At 44.8% G+C, this 17,284-nt stretch carries 15 protein-coding genes; 2 read left to right on the top strand and 13 right to left on the bottom strand.

The genetic code is table 11. The annotated features are described in order from the left end of the window. Nucleotides 1-43: 43 nt before the first annotated feature. The 5 genes from ACQ4MX_RS25325 to ACQ4MX_RS25305 form a co-directional block, all read right to left on the bottom strand. Nucleotides 44-922 (bottom strand): carbohydrate ABC transporter permease, encoded by an 879-nt coding sequence (locus ACQ4MX_RS25325; protein WP_431087945.1) that lies wholly within the window; start codon nucleotides 920-922, stop codon nucleotides 44-46. Between the two features lie 27 nt (nucleotides 923-949). Then, entirely contained in the window at nucleotides 950-1,840 is an 891-nt protein-coding gene (locus ACQ4MX_RS25320; RefSeq protein ID WP_431087944.1) for an ABC transporter permease, read from the bottom strand. A gap of 238 nt (nucleotides 1,841-2,078) precedes the next feature. Further along, nucleotides 2,079-3,761, bottom strand: coding sequence for a sugar ABC transporter (locus ACQ4MX_RS25315; RefSeq protein ID WP_431087941.1), 1,683 nt, complete (start codon nucleotides 3,759-3,761; stop codon nucleotides 2,079-2,081). A 132-nt stretch (nucleotides 3,762-3,893) separates the two neighbouring features. Beyond that, the gene (locus ACQ4MX_RS25310) at nucleotides 3,894-5,591 is read right to left on the bottom strand and encodes a response regulator transcription factor (protein ID WP_431087940.1); all 1,698 of its coding nucleotides are present in this window, start codon (nucleotides 5,589-5,591) and stop codon (nucleotides 3,894-3,896) included. Further along, nucleotides 5,566-7,386 (bottom strand): sensor histidine kinase, encoded by a 1,821-nt coding sequence (locus tag ACQ4MX_RS25305; RefSeq protein ID WP_431087938.1) that lies wholly within the window; start codon nucleotides 7,384-7,386, stop codon nucleotides 5,566-5,568. The genes ACQ4MX_RS25310 and ACQ4MX_RS25305 overlap by 26 nt, the downstream gene beginning before the upstream one ends. Before the next feature lie 114 nt (nucleotides 7,387-7,500). Between ACQ4MX_RS25305 and ACQ4MX_RS25300 the strand changes: the two genes are divergently transcribed. Continuing rightward, on the top strand, nucleotides 7,501-7,701 hold the full coding sequence (locus ACQ4MX_RS25300; RefSeq protein ID WP_431087937.1) for a hypothetical protein: 201 nt from the start codon (nucleotides 7,501-7,503) through the stop codon (nucleotides 7,699-7,701). Between the two features lie 20 nt (nucleotides 7,702-7,721). Here ACQ4MX_RS25300 and ACQ4MX_RS25295 read toward each other — a convergent pair whose 3' ends face one another. After that, nucleotides 7,722-8,159, bottom strand: coding sequence for a NucA/NucB deoxyribonuclease domain-containing protein (locus tag ACQ4MX_RS25295; RefSeq protein WP_431087936.1), 438 nt, complete (start codon nucleotides 8,157-8,159; stop codon nucleotides 7,722-7,724). A 457-nt stretch (nucleotides 8,160-8,616) separates the two neighbouring features. On the opposite strand from ACQ4MX_RS25295, the gene ACQ4MX_RS25290 reads away from it, so the two are divergent. Beyond that, on the top strand, nucleotides 8,617-8,919 hold the full coding sequence (locus ACQ4MX_RS25290; protein ID WP_025683436.1) for a hypothetical protein: 303 nt from the start codon (nucleotides 8,617-8,619) through the stop codon (nucleotides 8,917-8,919). Nucleotides 8,920-8,989: 70 nt separating this feature from the next. Here the strand turns inward: ACQ4MX_RS25290 and ACQ4MX_RS25285 are convergent, their stop codons facing one another. From ACQ4MX_RS25285 to ACQ4MX_RS25255, 7 genes are all read right to left on the bottom strand, one after another. Beyond that, nucleotides 8,990-10,867, bottom strand: a complete 1,878-nt coding sequence (locus tag ACQ4MX_RS25285) for an Ig-like domain-containing protein (RefSeq protein ID WP_431087934.1) — start codon at nucleotides 10,865-10,867, stop codon at nucleotides 8,990-8,992. A 119-nt stretch (nucleotides 10,868-10,986) separates the two neighbouring features. Then, a complete protein-coding gene (locus ACQ4MX_RS25280) occupies nucleotides 10,987-11,409 on the bottom strand; it encodes a hypothetical protein (RefSeq protein ID WP_431087933.1) in 423 nt (140 codons plus the stop codon). 16 nt (nucleotides 11,410-11,425) lie between these two features. Next, nucleotides 11,426-12,094: a uracil-DNA glycosylase gene (locus ACQ4MX_RS25275; RefSeq protein WP_431087932.1), complete on the bottom strand. Its 669-nt coding sequence runs from the start codon at nucleotides 12,092-12,094 to the stop codon at nucleotides 11,426-11,428. 275 nt (nucleotides 12,095-12,369) lie between these two features. Next, complete coding sequence (locus tag ACQ4MX_RS25270; RefSeq protein ID WP_431087930.1) at nucleotides 12,370-13,029, bottom strand: S-layer homology domain-containing protein; 660 nt, start codon at nucleotides 13,027-13,029, stop codon at nucleotides 12,370-12,372. Nucleotides 13,030-13,148: 119 nt separating this feature from the next. Next, nucleotides 13,149-14,435, bottom strand: a complete 1,287-nt coding sequence (locus ACQ4MX_RS25265; RefSeq protein ID WP_134913543.1) for a DUF4038 domain-containing protein — start codon at nucleotides 14,433-14,435, stop codon at nucleotides 13,149-13,151. A 71-nt stretch (nucleotides 14,436-14,506) separates the two neighbouring features. Then, on the bottom strand, nucleotides 14,507-15,811 hold the full coding sequence (locus tag ACQ4MX_RS25260) for a PTS sugar transporter subunit IIC (RefSeq protein WP_431087929.1): 1,305 nt from the start codon (nucleotides 15,809-15,811) through the stop codon (nucleotides 14,507-14,509). 45 nt (nucleotides 15,812-15,856) lie between these two features. After that, nucleotides 15,857-17,266: a glycoside hydrolase family 1 protein gene (locus ACQ4MX_RS25255; RefSeq protein WP_431087927.1), complete on the bottom strand. Its 1,410-nt coding sequence runs from the start codon at nucleotides 17,264-17,266 to the stop codon at nucleotides 15,857-15,859. Nucleotides 17,267-17,284 lie beyond the last annotated feature (18 nt).

Below are 17,284 nucleotides of genomic sequence, written 5' to 3'. Positions count from 1 at the left end.
TTTGATGTGACACTGTAAATCATCTCCTTTAAATCAATATGGTTTACTCTTTGACAGAGCCGAGCGTCATACCTTTAACAAAAAACTTTTGTAAAAATGGATACACAATAAGAATAGGCGCTGCACCAATAAAAATTTGTGCTGCATTCACTGTCGTTTGTGAAAGTAATTCCATCTCTTTGGGACTCATACTCATGGAGCTCATGTCCTTCTGAATGATTACCGTTTGCAGGAATGTCGCCAATGGATAATCCTTAGCATTGCTCAGATAGAGCAGGCCATCAAACCATGAGTTCCAGTGAAATACCATACTAAACAACGCAATCGTCGCAATAGATGGCATGGATATCGGCAAAAATATACTAAACAAAGTCCGAAAATGGCCTGCCCCGTCAATCAGCGCGGCCTCCTCCATCTCTTTGGGTATTCCTCTAAAAAAGTTCAACATGAGGATTACCAAAAATGTATTGACCGCTCCCGGCAAAACAAGTACCCAAAAGCTGTCCATGAGATGAATCTTTTGAATAACCATATAGAATGGAACCAAACCGCCGTTAAAAATCATACTGAATACGAACAGCCATGAATAGACGTTTCGGCTTCTGAATACAGATGTCTCTTTTGAAAGTGGATAAGCAGCCAAGAAGGTAATCAGCAGCGTTAAGCCAGTTCCCAGCACGGTCCGAAGAACAGAAATCCAGATAGAGTGCAGAAAAATAGGATTATTCATCGTCTTTTTGTAGGCTTCTAATGAAAATTGCACCGGCCACAGTCCAACCAGATTGGCGTCTGCTGCTGATTTGGCGCTAAATGATACCGCCAATACATGAATTAGCGGAACGATACACATGATGGATAAAAATACAAGCAAGCAAATATTAAACACATTAAAGATGCGGTATCCAGTTGTTTTATGATACATGACTCTCCCTCTTTCAGCCTTGTGGAATCAAAATATGCGGTAGCCTGCCCATTTGTATGCAAGTCGATAGGAAATCAGAATGAGAATCATACTGATAACAGATTTAAACAATCCGATAGCGGTAGCAAAGCCCATCTCTCCGTTAATTAGCGCTGTCCGATAAACGAACGTATCAATAATATCGCCTTTTTGGTATACAAGTGGGTTGTAAAGGTTGAAAATCTGATCGAAGCCGGCATTCAGAACATTGCCGAGTGCAAGTGTACCCACAACCACCACCATCGGAATCAGTGATGGTACAGTAATGTGCAGCGTCTGTCTCCAGCGGCTTGCCCCGTCCATCTCTGCTGCTTCATACAACGAAGGATTGATCCCAGCCAGTGCGGCGAGAAACACGATCGTGTTGTAGCCAAACTCCTTCCATATATCTGATGCAATAACCGTAAAGCGAAACCAGTTATTGTCTCCCAAAAAAAAGATGGGCTGGATCCCAAAATTCCCAAGAATGCGGTTCATAAAACCATCTGTAGCCAACAGGTCAACCAGAATTCCGCCCAAGATTACCCACGACAGAAAGTGTGGCAGGTAAACCAGCGTCTGAATGGAGCGCTGAAGTGCGACCTTGCGAATTTCATTCAGCAGAATAGCGAAAACAAACGGAATCAGCAGATTGAAAAACATCTTTAGTACCGCGATAATTAGCGTATTCCAGACGACTTGAAGACTGTCCTCCCGTTGGAACAAGAAGCGGAAATTATCCAGTCCAACCCACTCGGAGCCGGTTATACCCAACCAAGGTTTGTAGTTTTGAAAGGCCATCACGATGCCGCCCATTGGAATGTAGCTGAATACAATTAAAAAAATGATGGCTGGCAGCAGCATGATATGAAATGGCCACGTACGTTGCAGACTTCTCATTGCAGTTCCTCCTGTAACTCTCATGGTATACTTCAATTATAGAAGCGTTCCTACGATCCCAACAGTTCAAAAAACCAATATACATGGCACAAAAGCAATCATTTTTCAATCTCGCCATGCGAATGAAAGTCTATCTCGCAAACACAATAATAGAACATTTATTTCCAATCGAATCTGATGGTTTGTATTAAAAAGGCTGCCCGTTCGGGACAGCCTGTCTATCAGTTTTTAACTGTTTTTACTTTTCAACGCTCTTATACCATTCGTTAACTTCTTTTGTAATTTGTTCGCCTCCGGCATTCTTCCACGTCTGTACGAAGGTATCAAAGGCCGAAATTGGCTGTTTTCCATAAATAATTTCATTGAAGGTTTGGTTTTCAATCTTGTCTAGATAGTCCTTTTTGGCCTTCATAGTTGGCGTAGTAGGGCCCGTGAACTGATCCTTCATGGAGATGTCCTTCTGTTCCATCAGCACCTTGGCAGCCGCAGGAGTACCTTTTCCGTAGTTAATCAATACATCCTTCTCCAGACGGGTTTCCGCTTCTTTGCCGTTAGCCAAGCTTAACAAAGCCTTCATTTGGGCATCAGGTACACGTGCACCATCACGAACCAGCAAATAACGAATAGAGTTCACATAACCACCTGGTATTTTGTCGTTAGGCAACAGCTTTCCGTTCGCATCCAAATCATAGTCGTAGCCCTTAAACAGCCCATTCGACAAATCCCCATCTGGTTGAGAATTTGCATAGTGATCAAACAAGTAATTTTGATAAGTGAAAAAAGCTTCAGGATGCTGCATTTGCTTATTGATCAGTACGACACCATTGGTGTATTGAGTCCCATGGCGCATGGTTTTGTTATCAGGCCCCACTGGAATCTTGATCGGCTTCCATACGGCGCTTGGCGCGTTTTTGACTGTATCATAGAGAGGCCATCCGCCCATCCAGTATGGACCTGGTATGAGACCTGCTGTTCCTGCAACTGCAGGCTCTGACGTTTTATTTTCATCCCACAATGCTGCTTCCTTGGGGATATATCCCTTTTTGAGCCACTCACTCAGCTTTTGCAGACCCGGCTTCATACCAGGCTGTACAGAGCCATATTCCAGACTGCCGTTCGTGCCTTTGTTCCACTGTTGCGGGAGTGTACCGTATGCCCCGAAAATCCAGGACGGGTCACCCATCCAAGTATTCATAGACGTTTTGAAACCGATGCTGAGCGGAATAACTTTGTCTGGAGACAGTCCGTCTGGATTTTTATTTTTAAAGGCATCCATCACTTTTTCCAGCTCGTCCATCGTCTGAGGGGCCTTCATGCCCAGCTTGTCCAGCCAATCTTGTCGCACCCACAATATATAATCGTGGTTATAAGCGAAATCAAGTACAGGAATACCCATTTTTTTGCCATCCCGGCTATACTGATTCCATACGTTCACATCCTGATTCATCGCTTGCTTCCAGGAATCCGAAGCATACTTATCGAACAACGGACCCACTTCCGCAAACATGCCCGAATCGATCATATCCTGTGCCAGCTGTTCACTCTCTGTCCCCAGTACAACGACGTCTGGCATCTCCTGGCCGGAGGACATAGCCAAACGCAGCTTCGTAGCAAATGCACCATTCGTATCCGTGACAGACCAGAGTGATTTTATATTAATACCGAATTTCTCCTTAGCCCATTTTGTCGCAACGTTATTTTCGATAGATTCGCCATTTTTAAATTTTAAGGCGGGATCTACGCCCCATACCGTGGAAATTGTGACTTCCGGATTGTATTTTTCTTTGTATACGTTTTCAGTTTTAGCCGTGCTATTGGCATCTCCACCACTCCCCGTACCAGAGCAGCCCACAAGGCCAACTCCTAATACCATAGTTGCGGCGAGCAACGACAACAGCTTTTTTTTCGAATGAACTCGCATATTGTTCCCCCTCAAAAAATCATTTTCTACTCTTTTATTATAAGAGGGCTTTACTACGCAGCCTATGTCACAAAATAAATATTTCTGCACCTTTCCCAACTGATCTTTACTATTCTCTTCTTGGTCTCATCTTTACTGGTCCCGAAATTCATGCGGAGTCATTCCGTAATGCTTTTTGAACATCTTACTGAAATATTGGGGATTCTGATAGCCCAGTTCGGTTGTAATCTCGTAGATTTTTTTGTTGGAATACTTGAGTAAATAAAGAGCCCGCTCCATTCTCATCCGGATCATATAATCTCCCAGACCTTCTCCGGTTTCAGCTTTATATATTTTCGACAAATAGACAGGATGTAGATAAACCTGATCGGCAATCGTCTTAACAGACAGCTCCTGACCTTTATCCTGGGAGATGAGCTCCTGAACTTGTTTGACCACGTAGCTTTTGGCACTTTGCTCACTTGCAGACCATTCCGATTTAAGCTTGTTCATCATGGAAAATATCCATTCCTTAAGGTTGGAGAACGATTGAACCATTTTCTGCGCATGCAACGGGTCGAAGCCCGTTTGGTCCATCTGCGTAATGAAGCGCCCTTGCTTGTGTGCCGTGTACATAAAGGCGCTCGTAACCGAGATAAACAGCTCATATAAATGTTCGCGGGTATATCCCGCTTCTTCTATCTTCCCAAATACACGGTTTATTTTCGTTTCGGCCTCCTCCCATTGTCTGGACTCCAGAAGATGGGTCAGCGTTGGGTGTACATATAGTCCCTCCAGCAACTTGGCTGAACTGTGCGGCTGTTCTGGCTGCTCATCTACAAATAGCAACGTATCCGTCTCCTTTTGTTGGTTCCAGTATAAGGATCTTATCGCTGTCTGGTATGCCTTAGGCAGCTCCTCCGGGAACATAAACCAACCAGTTACCGTGACGTAAATTTCCCCTTTCAAGTAATTGCTCACATTTTTTCGAAAGGTTTCGATAGTCGCCCGCAAAATACTACTATGCTCGTTCATACTAATTTCTGTTATTCGCTTCATATCATGCTGTTCTGGGGCATAATCTGATTCTTCTTCATGATGCATACTATACTTTTCCCGATTGTTATTCGAATTTGCTTCTATTAATACAATTAAGCAATCATGTGGCGCTTTACAGTGCCACACGTGAAAATCGGGTGCGAACACTTCTTCAGCAATATTTCCAATCGCATACTCGATTAAGGATACAGAATGATAATCCATATCAGAAAAATGCTTGCCCAGCTGAATAAGTAGCATACCAGCAGGATGTCCCGTGCGTAACATGATTTCGTACTGGGATAACTTGTCCTCTATCATCTGTACAGACAAATCACGTCCAAGTACCAAGTCGTGCATTAAGTGGGTGCGCAGCACACCGAAATCCGTCCTGCGATTATACTGTAATTGATGAATCTTGTTAAAAGCTTCCCATTCTTCCTTTAGCGAATCGATGGCAGCGGATACACATTTCATAAACTCCTCATCATCCACCGGTTTTAAAATATAATCAAAAGCCTTAAGCTGGAGCGCTTTTTTAGCATATTCAAAATCGGCATAGCCTGTTAGTAGCAAGCATCGGATATGGGGCCATCGCTCGTTTACCTCAACAATCAACTCCAGTCCCGACATGCCGGGCATACGAATATCCGTAACCAGAATATCAATATCGCACGCTTCCAGCACATCCACTGCTGCTAGTGCAGAAGCAGCTTGATGAACCCTCTCGATGCCCAGCGTCTCCCACGGAATGGTAGCCTCCATGCTTTCTGTAACATAGCTCTCATCATCTACTAATAATATCTGAACCATCAGAATCCTCCAATTTAACAATATCCGAATTTGACGAAGACTCAATCAAGCCATTTTCCTGCTCTTCTGCTGTTGACAGCGGCCATTTTAAAACCGCGCGCAATCCTCCCATTGGAGACAACGAGAAGTCCAGTCCTGCGTCTTCCCCAAAATGTAATCGCATTCGTTGATGCACATTCCATAAGCCGTAGCCACTTTTCTCTTCTACAGGCTTGTCAAGTGCTAATGTCAGGGATGTTATAGCCTCCTCGCTCAAACCAAGTCCGTTATCATCCACAATCAAGCACATATATGAGCCGACACGCTCAGTCATAATACGGATTATACCAACCTCCGCTTGAGGTTCTATCCCGTGCAGCACCGCATTTTCCACCAGTGGTTGCACCACAAGCGGCGGAATCAGCAAACTGCTGGCTTGCGAGGACATAACAATTGAAAACGTTAACCGTGGCATACGCATCTGCTGAATTTTTAAATAATAATGAACAAACTCGACTTCATCCGATAAAGGAACCAAATCCCGTTCCTGTCTTGTCGTATATCGATAATATTTGGACAAATTATGAGCCATGGCCACGACCGCCTCATGATTGCGCAACTTTGCCATGCTCGTAATAAAGGAAAAACAATTATAAAAAAAATGTGGATTGATTTGTGACTGGAGCTGCTTTAGACGCGCTTCCTTCACATGCAGTTTCTCAACATAAACCTTCTCAAACAGCTCCTGAATCTGTTCAACCATCAGATTGAATTGACGAGACAAGAAAGCAAACTCGTGGCTTCCCCTAGGGCTCAATCGAACAGCATAGTCTCCATCCTTTAATCTCCGAAATGCCCGCACAAGCTGGAGAATCGGCACTTGTACCTGTGAATAAAGAAGATAAGCACCAATGAAGCCTACCAGTAGCGAGCCAGCAACAGTTATATAAAATAGTCGATTAGAGGAGTAAATCGGAGACATCATATCGGACAAAGGCATGTAGTCAATCAAATACCAACCCGTCGTTTGCGAAAGAACGGCGTGAACAAGATAGCTCTCTTCTCCAATTTTCACGGTCAGATTATCAACTTCATGCAGTCCCAATTTCTCCAGTTTCGTAATCAGCTTGTCTGACAGCTCTTCATTTGCAGTGCGATTATAAATCACTCCTACGTCTTTTTTATAATAAAAAGGTTCCTTTCGTCCATCTCCTTTGAAGCGGTCAAGCATGTCCTGAATATTGCTGCTGTCAAATTCAACCTTAATAATCGTGTTAGCGGTTTCCGGATTAACAAGTGAAGAAAACGGGGATAGTGTATACATTGAAAATATAAATTGATCCTTCCCGTACATTCTTTTTTTGGATACCTGCCAGCCGTTTTTAATCGATTGGTTTAATTCTTTCTGATTATAAAAAATGGCTTCATTCTCTGATACAACACGTCCGAGCGAAGGTGAATAAATACTCAGACCGGTTCTCCAATTCGATGAGCTTTCCTGAAGTCCGAGCTTGGTTTGGATCCGTTTGACAAGGTTAATGCCATCCAGATTGAGAACCTTGTCCTTTAAAAAAATCGCTTGAAAACTGGCTACATCAGGGTCATGAATCAGCAGATGCGGCCAGGAGGAAATCATTTCAATATTCGTATTCACCTGATTTTGAAAAAAAGTCAACTGGTTATAATTAGACTGATTTAGTTCCTCACGTAACACGCCTGTCGTTGTCTGATTAGAATAGACATACAGGATTAGCACAGGTATAAGCAATACGATAATGATCGAGAGAATTTTAGTATAAAAATTAAATTTAAACATGAGTTCTACACATCCTCTGCACAAAAAACAGGCATACTTAAATGGTATGCCAGAGCCCTGACCTTCGTTGCCGTCAGTACATACTATACATTATTAATGGTTGGCGGTGATAAAATGTTTGATGCTAAGCAAATGGAATGGTTCAATCAACTATCCGCTGAAGACCTGGCTATTTTAGGTGCCGGCTTCACTACACTAGGTGATTTTTTTGCTTTTTTGGCATTGGTTAGAGCCAAACAGGAGCCTGCTAAGGGAAATAATTTTGTGGCTCTGGTTAGGGCCAAACAGGAGCCTACTAAGGGGAAAAAAAAGTAACGATACGATCTCATAACATATTATTTGACGACAAATTTTACGCGAGTTCCATCCTCAAACTCATCCAATTGGTGACTGACCCATGATCCTGCCCCACGATTATCCTTAGGAGCTATGTATTTGACATTTGCACCTTTGCCACCTTCTGAGCACATCGCCATCGGCCATTCGTCACGATCGTATCCTTTACGAGTGGGAACTCCTGCAAGCGAATGCTTGCGATTTTGCTCGGCTCCTTCGCGGTCAATTGTGCATATGGATGATTTCCCCGCCTGAATGGCTTCCTTGATATGCTGCGCCGTTTCAGGATAACGACCTGACGGAAATTGCAGCGTAACCTGAGCCGATGAAGGCGGGTTCTCTCCTGTCGTTTTCGTAAGAAGATTGCCACCTTCAAACCAATACACGCCAGCAGCTAGCAGCACTAGAGTTATAAAACTTAACAGCTTTTTCTTCAATTCCCCTCTTCCCTTCAAGCTATTCCAGTGGATAACCTTCAATCAAGGAAATCCCCGAACTTTATTTTTCTATAACATAACCCGACTCAATGAGATATCCAGCGGACAAACCCGAAGAAGGCACACCACAGGAGAAGACTGATCAATATTCCCCAAAATAAACCTTTAAAAAGCTTCATACCGCACTGACAACCTTTCCGACTGGGCTTTGCTCTAGTATAACATGCCAGAAAGACTGTTGTCGCAACATGCCCCGCATATAGCTTAATCATAAATATTTTAATTTTAAAACATAATAATCTGAGGATAAATTGGAATTATTCCGGAAATCAGCCCCATCTCCATTTGAAATGACAATTATGATATAAAAAAAATCACATTTTAATCAAGATTTAATGAAACTTTTCCGAAAATGATGTATAATTATTGACATAATAAAACGTACGAGGTGATCATCATGGCATTATTAAACAGAGTACAGGAGTTAAAATTGCAACTGCCTAGCGAGCATCACAGCATTTCACAATACGTGGAGCATGCGCTGCATTCAATTGACAGTTTTGTTGAGCAACATCGTCAATTTATAGCCGCTCAGGCTTTGTATGGTGAAAAAATTAACGGCACAGAAGAAAGACTGTTTCGAGATACCATTTCCGAGATTAAAGCTCAACTGGTGGCCACGCTGGAAAAGACGGTTGAAGATTTCTCTCACAAAGGCGACAAGCACTGGAAGAACCATTATCAGGACGGCGTAGAATAAGCTGAAAAATAACCCTCGGTCATAGACCGGGGGTTATTTTTGCATAAGTGATATATGCAATATATGAAGATTATTTTAACACTCTGACAGAGGTAGCCACTGTCTTACCACCATAGACTACTTTGATACTGGAACTTCCGGTATCAATCGCCTTCACCTGACCACCAGTAACCTGTACAATCGACGGTTTGGAGGATGTCCATACCGCTGAGCTTGTCACATTGGTAGTTGCGCCTGAATCATAAATTGCATTCACACTAAGCACTTGAGAGGAGCCTTTAGGCAGCTTCAGGTTTTTATTGCTCAATACCAGTTTGAGCAACTTAGGTGTGACCTTGATCTCAACGTTAAACGACTTATCTTGATAAGTGCCCGTAATAGTTGCTGTTCCAATTCCAACGGCTTTAATGGAAGAGCCTTTTACGACCACTACGGAAGCATTCGAGGTTGTCCATTTCACTTTACTGCTCAGCGTTGCTTTTTTACCATCTGTATATATGCCGGTGACTTTGATGGACTTACTTCCTTTCAAATTCATTTCAGCATTCGAAAAGCTTGGTGTCAATGTAGAAATAGCTCCTTCCACAATGACAGGCACTTTCACGTATTTATTCATATACATAGCCTTGATTCCAGAGTTACCGCCACTCACCGCTTTTACTTTACCATTTCCTACTGTAACTGCGGCTGTTGTACCTACCCAGCTTACCTGATTGGTAACATCAAGGATTCCGCCACCAGCCATGTGTGCTTTTACTGTCGGAATACTTGTTTCTTGGCCTGCAACCAATACGTATTTTTTCTCTGAAGCGGTCAGTTTAAGTACTTTGTATTGCACGGTCACTGGAATATCCAGTTTGAGCGCACCTACCGTCGCTGTCAATGTTGCACTGCCTGGGTTCACTGCAACCAGCTTACCGTTTGCTATTTTAACTGCACTTTCACTGCTTAAGCTCCATTTTACATCGGATTGAACTGCTTTTTTAGCCCCATTGACCAAATAAGCAGATATACTCGGAAGAGAAGTTTTGCCTCCTGTTTCGAGAGTCAGACTGGCTTTGCTTGAAACCAGTTTTTCAACCGTCGGAAGTACATTAATCTTCAGAGTCTTGCTCAAACCGTGATAGGACGCTGTAATCGTCGAATTGCCTGCATCCATCGGTGTGATTTTACCTTGCTCGACTGTGGCAACCAGCGGATTGGAGGAAGTCCATTCTGCCGTGTTGGTCACATCAGTTTTACCACCAGTCAGGTTCACATCAGTCGCATTGGCCTGAATTGGTGAACTACCCAGGAAGGCCGATTGGGAATCGGATGGACTCAATATTAATGCTTGGGAAGCGGAACGTACATACACGATCGTTTGTGCTTTGAGTTCATCTTTGCTTGCTTTAATGTAAGTCATGCCCTTGGCAAGAGGACGAACCAGACCATCTTCCACTGTAGCCACGGACGGATTCGTGGATGTCCATTCCACACCAGATACTTTTTCTGTACCGCCCGCCGTAAGCGTACCTTGGACAGTCAATTGCTTCGAATCTCCGCTCACCACCAGATTGATGGGACCGGATGGATCTATTTGCAGCTTGCTGTAAGGCGATTTTACTGTAATCGTTGTACTTACCGTTTGCTGTTCATATGTGGCAACAATCTTAATCTGCCCTTTTGACACAGGAGTAATGAGTCCCTTATCTACCTTTAAAATGCTTGAATCCCCAGAGATCCATTCTGCCTTTTGTGTAACATCTTCTTTGCCCTTTTCTGTCAATGACCACACTTTTAATTGAGCGGGGTTTCCACCCAGATTGACTGTAGTCGGATTTTGACTATCCCACTCTACCGTGGAGGTCGTGCTCCCCTCCGCCTGGATCAAACCCGCTGGCAATGCTGCAAATAAAAACATCAGCACAGCAAGTAAGAAGGTACTCCGTTTGCTCATACGTTTCATTCGTTTCTCTCCCTTAGTTTCAGTTCTATAAATAGGATATAATTAACAATCCTATTACTTTATCGGTAAACAGCTACTTGATTTGAACCCTTAGGAAGAAAAAAGGTGGATTATAACAGTTAAAGTTCTCCGCGTAGCGACCTGACCACGAACAGATGACCTTCCTTGGACAAGATTTGTCCATCATCCAAAACGACATCGTAATCCGTGTGACTGGTCAATTTTGCGTTGTAGGCAATCAACTGGTCTTCTTTCCAAACGGTCACCGCCGATTGAAAAAGAATGGCATTATCAAACTGCACTGGAACGCTCATCACATAACCTACAGTATTTAGCTTCGCCGGATGACGGCTTCTGCGCTCACGCCCGGGAGGGAGCATCGAAATATACGTAATATTTTCAAAAGGAATAGACAACATCTTCGGGCCTAAAATAACGCACTTGTGCGTGTCATCCCATTTTTCAATCGTGCCGCGCACCTTTTGGGTATGACCGTTGTTGCCGTGATATAAAATGACCTGACGTCCCTTCCATTGACGCATGTCCTCACCTCCAGTGCTAGCGGTTAGGAATCTCCCACCGAATCGGTTCCATTCCATGCTCCAGCAAAAATGCATTGGTTTGCGAAAAAGGCTTGCTGCCGAAAAAGCCCCTATGAGCCGCCAAAGGACTCGGATGGACGGATTTCAAAACCAAATGCTTGCTCGTATTCACGAAGCTTGCTTTTTTCTGGGCATGGCTTCCCCACAAAATAAACACTACCGGCTGCTCACGTTCATTAATCGCCTCAATAACGGCATCCGTGAAACGTTCCCAGCCTATTCCCTGATGAGATTGCGGTTGTCCTTCACGCACGGTCAGCACATTGTTCAGCAGCAGCACTCCCTGCTCTGCCCAAGGAACAAGGTAGCCCTGATTGGGAATGGGGGTGCCGAGATCATCACGCAACTCTTTATATATATTTTGCAGAGACGGTGGTGTACGCACACCTGGTCTTACGGAAAAGCTCAAGCCGTGGGCTTGTCCCTCTCCATGATAGGGATCCTGCCCCAATATAACCGCTTTGGTAAGATGATATGGTGTTAATTTAAGTGCGGAAAACAAATCTTCCTTTGGAGGGTAGACTTTATGTATCTTGTATTCACGTGCTAATGTATACCTCAATTCATTGAAATAAGGCTGTTCTACCTCTTCCCGTAAAACTTCATCCCAATCATTACCAAACATAGCTCCCGTCTCCTCTCGATATATGGGTCCCGAAATGTTTAGGCGTTTTATTTACAAAAAAATAAGCTGGTCTCCCTCATCCGGAGCCAGCTTATTTATTCGTTACCTGTGTTACATGCCGAAGGACCAGGATAGAAACCATACGATAATCAGCTACCGTTGGATCTAAATTCGATTTCCTTATTATAGCATTAACGATAATCGTGTCAAGTAACTGTAAGCCCAAATCCGCACGGTACCTCGTAACAATCAAGGGGTTGGCTCAGAACATTGGATTAAGCCTTATGAGCGTTCAGATACTCTAGCGCGTTATACAACATAATGGCTGCTTCCGCACGTGTAATCTCGCTTTTTGGATTAAACCTTCCGCTGGCATCCAAGTTATTGACCTTATATACAAGCGAACGCTGAATGCTGCCTTGATAGGAAGGCTCCAACTTGCTATCATCGGCAATCGTTGCAGGTGCAATTTTGATCATCGGCAGGCTGCCTGCTTTTTCCATGCCCTGAATCAGCATATGGGTGAACTCTTCCTTGGTCAGAGTTTTTGAAGGATCGATATCTTTGGGAATCTCCACGCCATTATAATGCGCGTTGATAAAGGCTTCGGCATACCATGCTGTATCCTTAACATGGGAGAACAGTCCGCTGGCCTGTGGCGCCTTATTAAAATCAATAGCAGCCAAACTGAGCTGAAATCCGCCGGAGATCAACTGAATGCCTTGAGCAGCAGTCACTCTAGAGGCGGGGAGAAACTGCGTATCAGAGACCCCTTTGAGCAAACCCTGATTTTGAAGGGAAATGATTTTGTCTTTGCCGCTTATGCTGTCCAAATCCTTGAACGGATTGCCCGCCGCAAACATTTGACCTCCAAAAGAGAAGGAAAGAAGCAATACTGTGGTCATGGCTGCGAATGCGCTTTTTCTCATATTCATGTAAGTTCCACCTTGTAGTTGAATTAGGCCGCCTGGCCATTAACAACCTCTTTGACGTAGTTCAGAATGGAAAGGTTGCAAGCGATCTAACAGAGATTCGGATGAAGATTGCGGAACGCTCAATTCTTATCTTTCACGCCAATCACGATGACATCCCCCTCAAAATTATGCATATCAATAACCGTTACATTGTCCTGAAACGCTACCGATGCTGCTGCAAATCGGCGGTATTCCAGGTCGATAATCGTAAAGTCATATTCTCTGAGATCGGCGTCTAGCTTCAGGACCGTGTTCACCGGCACATAAATAGCAATTTTTTCGAAGCCTCTGGTTGAGGCAACTCGAATCTCTTCCGTGTTCTTAAGTACTATGTTCCAAGGCTGCAAATCTACCAGTCCGTACATCTGGAACAGCCACTTCGCGAATCCATAATCCCACGCTCCCTCAAATTTAAGGGCAGCCTGCCATTCATAGGGGCTATCAAAACCTTCCCCGGTAACTCCAAAGCGCTTCCCTTTTTTGTGCCAGCTCCATATTCCATGTGCTCCGTAGGTTACGCCGGCTCCCGCACCGGACAAAAGACTTTGCCATGCAGCTTTACGCACGTCGGCACGGCCGAAACGACCGTATTCTCTCCGGCTGTATCCCATCATCTCGTAGCAAGGTTCCGAGTTTAGCACAGGCCGTGTTACCCGCTTGTTGTAGAAGTCCAACGCCAAGGTGTAGGCCTTGGACTGAAACTGCGAATTGTGACCTGATTGGTACATGTAAAAGTCCAAATTAGGATCGTTAATGAACTCATCCGGCAGATCTGCTAGTCTCCCCTGAATGTGAAGAGTAGTCAAACACTCCGGACTATGTGTCTTCACAACGTGAAGAGTGGTGCGGTAATACTCGTTTGCTCGCTCTGACGGGAAGTCGGTATCCCCGCTCACGATATAGATAGGGTGATACTTTGAGAATCGGTCTGCCGCGTAACGCACATACGGTTCTACCGCCTCCAGAGGCATTTTTTTCTCATCACGAAGCTTGGCCGCCCATGTATCCGGGATATAATTGCACCAAAGCAAAACAAGCGCGGGTACAAATCCCTTGCTCACCGCCATCTCGACCATTGTCTCCGCCCTGTCAAAATAGTCTGGATTCAGCGAATAAAAATCGTAGCTCCCGTCCTCAATCCGTTCGAACGGTTCGTAATCCAAATCACTGCCGCTGGCATCCCACTGACGCAGCAAATTGATTTGCAGAACATTAAACCCCTGGCTACTTCTGTAGTCAAGATAATCAGCCCATTCCTCCAGTGAGATGTTGGTAAATGCGCTCCAGACGGTATCCGCCAGATAAAAAAATGGAACTCCTTCATTGACAAAGTAACGTTTGTTCTCCGCTATGCCAAGCTTTATCATATGGCATCCCCCTTATTGCTGTAATGACAGAAAACGGCGAACAGTTCGCCGCTTTCCCTTTTATTGCTCATTTATGAAGTAACGATACTAGCTTGGGCTCCAGCCGTTCCCTCCTGCTCTGACTTCTCCTGTGCTTCGCGTTCCCTGTTCAACGCTTGTTTATCAAGCGTTCTAAAGAACGGATAGTAAATCAACATACAAACGGGAATGAGCAAAAGCTGTGCAGCTGCAAGTCTCCAGCTCCCCTCAATAAAGCCCAGAGCAAAAATCGGAGTGCCAAATGCCGGGTAAATTCCGATGGGTGCAGGCAGCAAGCCCGCAGTTGTCGCAAAATAACCGAGGATCGCGCAGACGATAGGAGCAACGATAAACGGAATAGCCAGGAGCGGATTCAAAACAACTGGAATTCCGAAAATGAGTGGCTCGTGAATCGAGAAAAAAGTCCCCGGAAGACCGAGCTTGCCAATTGTGCGTAATTGCTTACTCTTGGCCAAGAAGACCAGCAGGAGAGCGAAGCCTAGCATCGGCGCATAGTTTGAGAAAATATACCAGAAAGCCAGCCCGATAATGTTTGGAAGCGGAGCTCCCGCCTGAAAAGCGTCGAGATTGGCAAGATCCAGGCTCATCCAGATCGGTTTGACGATGGCAAGCGTTACGATTGCGCCGTGGATTCCGAACATCCAGAGCACCTGCATAATGATGAGGGCGACAATCATAGCCCCCAGCGATCCACCCAGTCCTTCCAGTGGCACTTGCAGATAGGTATAAATAAACTCATGGACCGTATCGAATGACGTATGCATGAACAGACCGGAAACAATAACGAATACCATAGCTACGAGTATCGCCGGAATTAATCCTGAGAATGTTTTGACAACGGTAGGCGGTACTCCTTCGGGCATTTTAATGGTCCAGTTGCGATCGACAATCCAGATATACAATCGGGAAGCGAGCAAGCCAACCAACATGGCGACAAACAAACCCTGCGCACCGAGCCACTGAAGTGGAAGCGCCCGAACTTTATCGAATGTTTGAATCGGCGTCAAAATAAGAAACGAGAGCAGTGCCGTTGCTGCGGGAACCAGCGGGTCCTTATCAAAAGCTTGCGCCAGTCTGTAGGCGATGAAGAAGACTGCATAGAGGGCGATGATGCCAGTTGTCATCGTCGATCCTAATCCGATAATACCCTTGATGGGTGCGATGAGGTTCTGGTAAGGCTCCCAGGCAAGTGCGGAGAAAAGCGTCGAAAATGCTCCAATAATCAAAAAAGGAAGGGTGGACATCAGTCCATTTGATATAGCGCTCATATAGCGATTTTGCTGAATTTTCCCAGCGTATCTTTGCAATTTATGCGATAGTTTTTTTTCGTTAGCCATATTCCTTCAACTCCTGCTTTAGAGTTTCATCTGTTGTACTATAATCTAGAGAACGCTTCCATTTGAAGAAATCACATTTTTGTACCAATGGAAGCTGTTCTTGCGAATCCGCCGCAATTGTCTCAGGTTGAACTCATCCCGGTCAACATAGACGAATCCGTAACGTTTGCTTACTCCCTGGTGGGTGCTGACCAGATCAATTGCGGACCAAGGACAATAACCAAACAGCTCCACCCCGTCCGCAATAGCCAGCTGGCATTGCTCGATATGTTTGCGCAAATAATCGATGCGGTAATCATCTCTTACGACATCGCCCTCTTCCAAGGAATCAAAAGCCCCCAGTCCATTCTCGGTAATGATCAGCGGTAGCTGGTAGCGGTCATAGATCTTCCTAAGAGTAACACGCAAGCCTGCCGGATCAATTCCCCAGCCGAACTCCGTTCGTTCCAGGTACTCATTTCCACTCCCGGCAAAAACACCCACTTCTCCCACTGAGATTTGCTGATCCCCCATCCCGCCTTTTTCTGCCGAATTCTGGGTACAGGCTTTGACCGTTGCAGAGCTGTAATAATTAAAAGCGATAAAGTCTGGCTTCGCGGCGGACAGAATACTCATATCGCCTTCTTGAATCTCAGGCGTATAGCCTTTTTCCTCGAAGTAGCTCCAGACCAGCGTATTGTAACGGCCAAATACCGCCATATCAAGGTATAACCAATTGCGGATTGCGTTGAAGTTATCAGCCGCCAGCACATCTTCCGGACGCGAAGACGCTGGATATACGCACGAGATGTTAGGGGCCGGTGCCACTTTAGCTTCAGGTAACATTTCTTTGCACAGAATCATCGCCCTGGCTTGAGCCAGAAGCATATGATGATTTTGCTGATACAATTCCTTTTTCGGATTCTTCAGGTTCGGGTCCAACGTTCCCAAAGCGGAACCGTGCAAAATCATCATGTTTTGTTCGTTAATAGTTAACCAATATTTCACCCGGTCCCCAAAGTGTTCGAACAATGTCTTCGCATACGTTTCAAATGCGTTGATTGTACTACGGTTCGACCATCCGCCTTCTTTTTCCAAAGCTGCAGGAAGATCAAAATGATACATGGTCACGATCGGTTCGATCCCGTATTTTAATAACTCATCAATTAAATGGTTGTAAAACTGTATGCCTTTCGGATTCAATTCCCCTGTTCCCTGCGGATAAATGCGGGTCCAGGCCACCGAGAAGCGATAAGCCTTGAAGCCCATTTCCGCCAGTAAGGCAATGTCTTCCTTATAGTGATGGTAATGATCGCTTGCCACCTTATAATCAGTGATCCCTTCCCGGGGCGGACGGGTGTCAATAACAGACGGCCCTTTTCCGTCCTCGTTCCATGCTCCTTCAAACTGATAGGCCGAGGTCGATCCACCCCATAGAAAATTGGAGTCAAACGCTTTCAATTTATGATATTTCATTTTGACCACCTTCAATGA

It is taken from the genome of Paenibacillus sp. 8b26, from assembly GCF_050626875.1.
Classification (GTDB): Bacteria; Bacillota; Bacilli; order Paenibacillales; family Paenibacillaceae; genus Paenibacillus.
The sequence above is the reverse complement of the archived record's forward strand: the minus strand, read 5'-3'. Positions and strand labels throughout refer to the sequence as shown.

Excerpts from the sequence above, each read along its gene's own strand:
- ACQ4MX_RS25300 (WP_431087937.1), top strand. The coding sequence starts at position 7,501 with ATGTTTGATGCTAAGCAAATGGAATGGTTCAATCAACTATCCGCTGAA.
- ACQ4MX_RS25325 (WP_431087945.1), bottom strand. The coding sequence starts at position 922 with ATGTATCATAAAACAACTGGATACCGCATCTTTAATGTGTTTAATATT.
- ACQ4MX_RS25310 (WP_431087940.1), bottom strand. The coding sequence starts at position 5,591 with ATGGTTCAGATATTATTAGTAGATGATGAGAGCTATGTTACAGAAAGC.
- ACQ4MX_RS25285 (WP_431087934.1), bottom strand. The coding sequence starts at position 10,867 with ATGAAACGTATGAGCAAACGGAGTACCTTCTTACTTGCTGTGCTGATG.
- ACQ4MX_RS25255 (WP_431087927.1), bottom strand. The coding sequence starts at position 17,266 with ATGAAATATCATAAATTGAAAGCGTTTGACTCCAATTTTCTATGGGGT.
- ACQ4MX_RS25265 (WP_134913543.1), bottom strand. The coding sequence starts at position 14,435 with ATGATAAAGCTTGGCATAGCGGAGAACAAACGTTACTTTGTCAATGAA.
- ACQ4MX_RS25320 (WP_431087944.1), bottom strand. The coding sequence starts at position 1,840 with ATGAGAAGTCTGCAACGTACGTGGCCATTTCATATCATGCTGCTGCCA.
- ACQ4MX_RS25305 (WP_431087938.1), bottom strand. The coding sequence starts at position 7,386 with ATGTTTAAATTTAATTTTTATACTAAAATTCTCTCGATCATTATCGTA.
- ACQ4MX_RS25315 (WP_431087941.1), bottom strand. The coding sequence starts at position 3,761 with ATGCGAGTTCATTCGAAAAAAAAGCTGTTGTCGTTGCTCGCCGCAACT.
- ACQ4MX_RS25260 (WP_431087929.1), bottom strand. The coding sequence starts at position 15,811 with ATGGCTAACGAAAAAAAACTATCGCATAAATTGCAAAGATACGCTGGG.
- ACQ4MX_RS25290 (WP_025683436.1), top strand. The coding sequence starts at position 8,617 with ATGGCATTATTAAACAGAGTACAGGAGTTAAAATTGCAACTGCCTAGC.
- ACQ4MX_RS25270 (WP_431087930.1), bottom strand. The coding sequence starts at position 13,029 with ATGAATATGAGAAAAAGCGCATTCGCAGCCATGACCACAGTATTGCTT.
- ACQ4MX_RS25280 (WP_431087933.1), bottom strand. The coding sequence starts at position 11,409 with ATGCGTCAATGGAAGGGACGTCAGGTCATTTTATATCACGGCAACAAC.
- ACQ4MX_RS25275 (WP_431087932.1), bottom strand. The coding sequence starts at position 12,094 with ATGTTTGGTAATGATTGGGATGAAGTTTTACGGGAAGAGGTAGAACAG.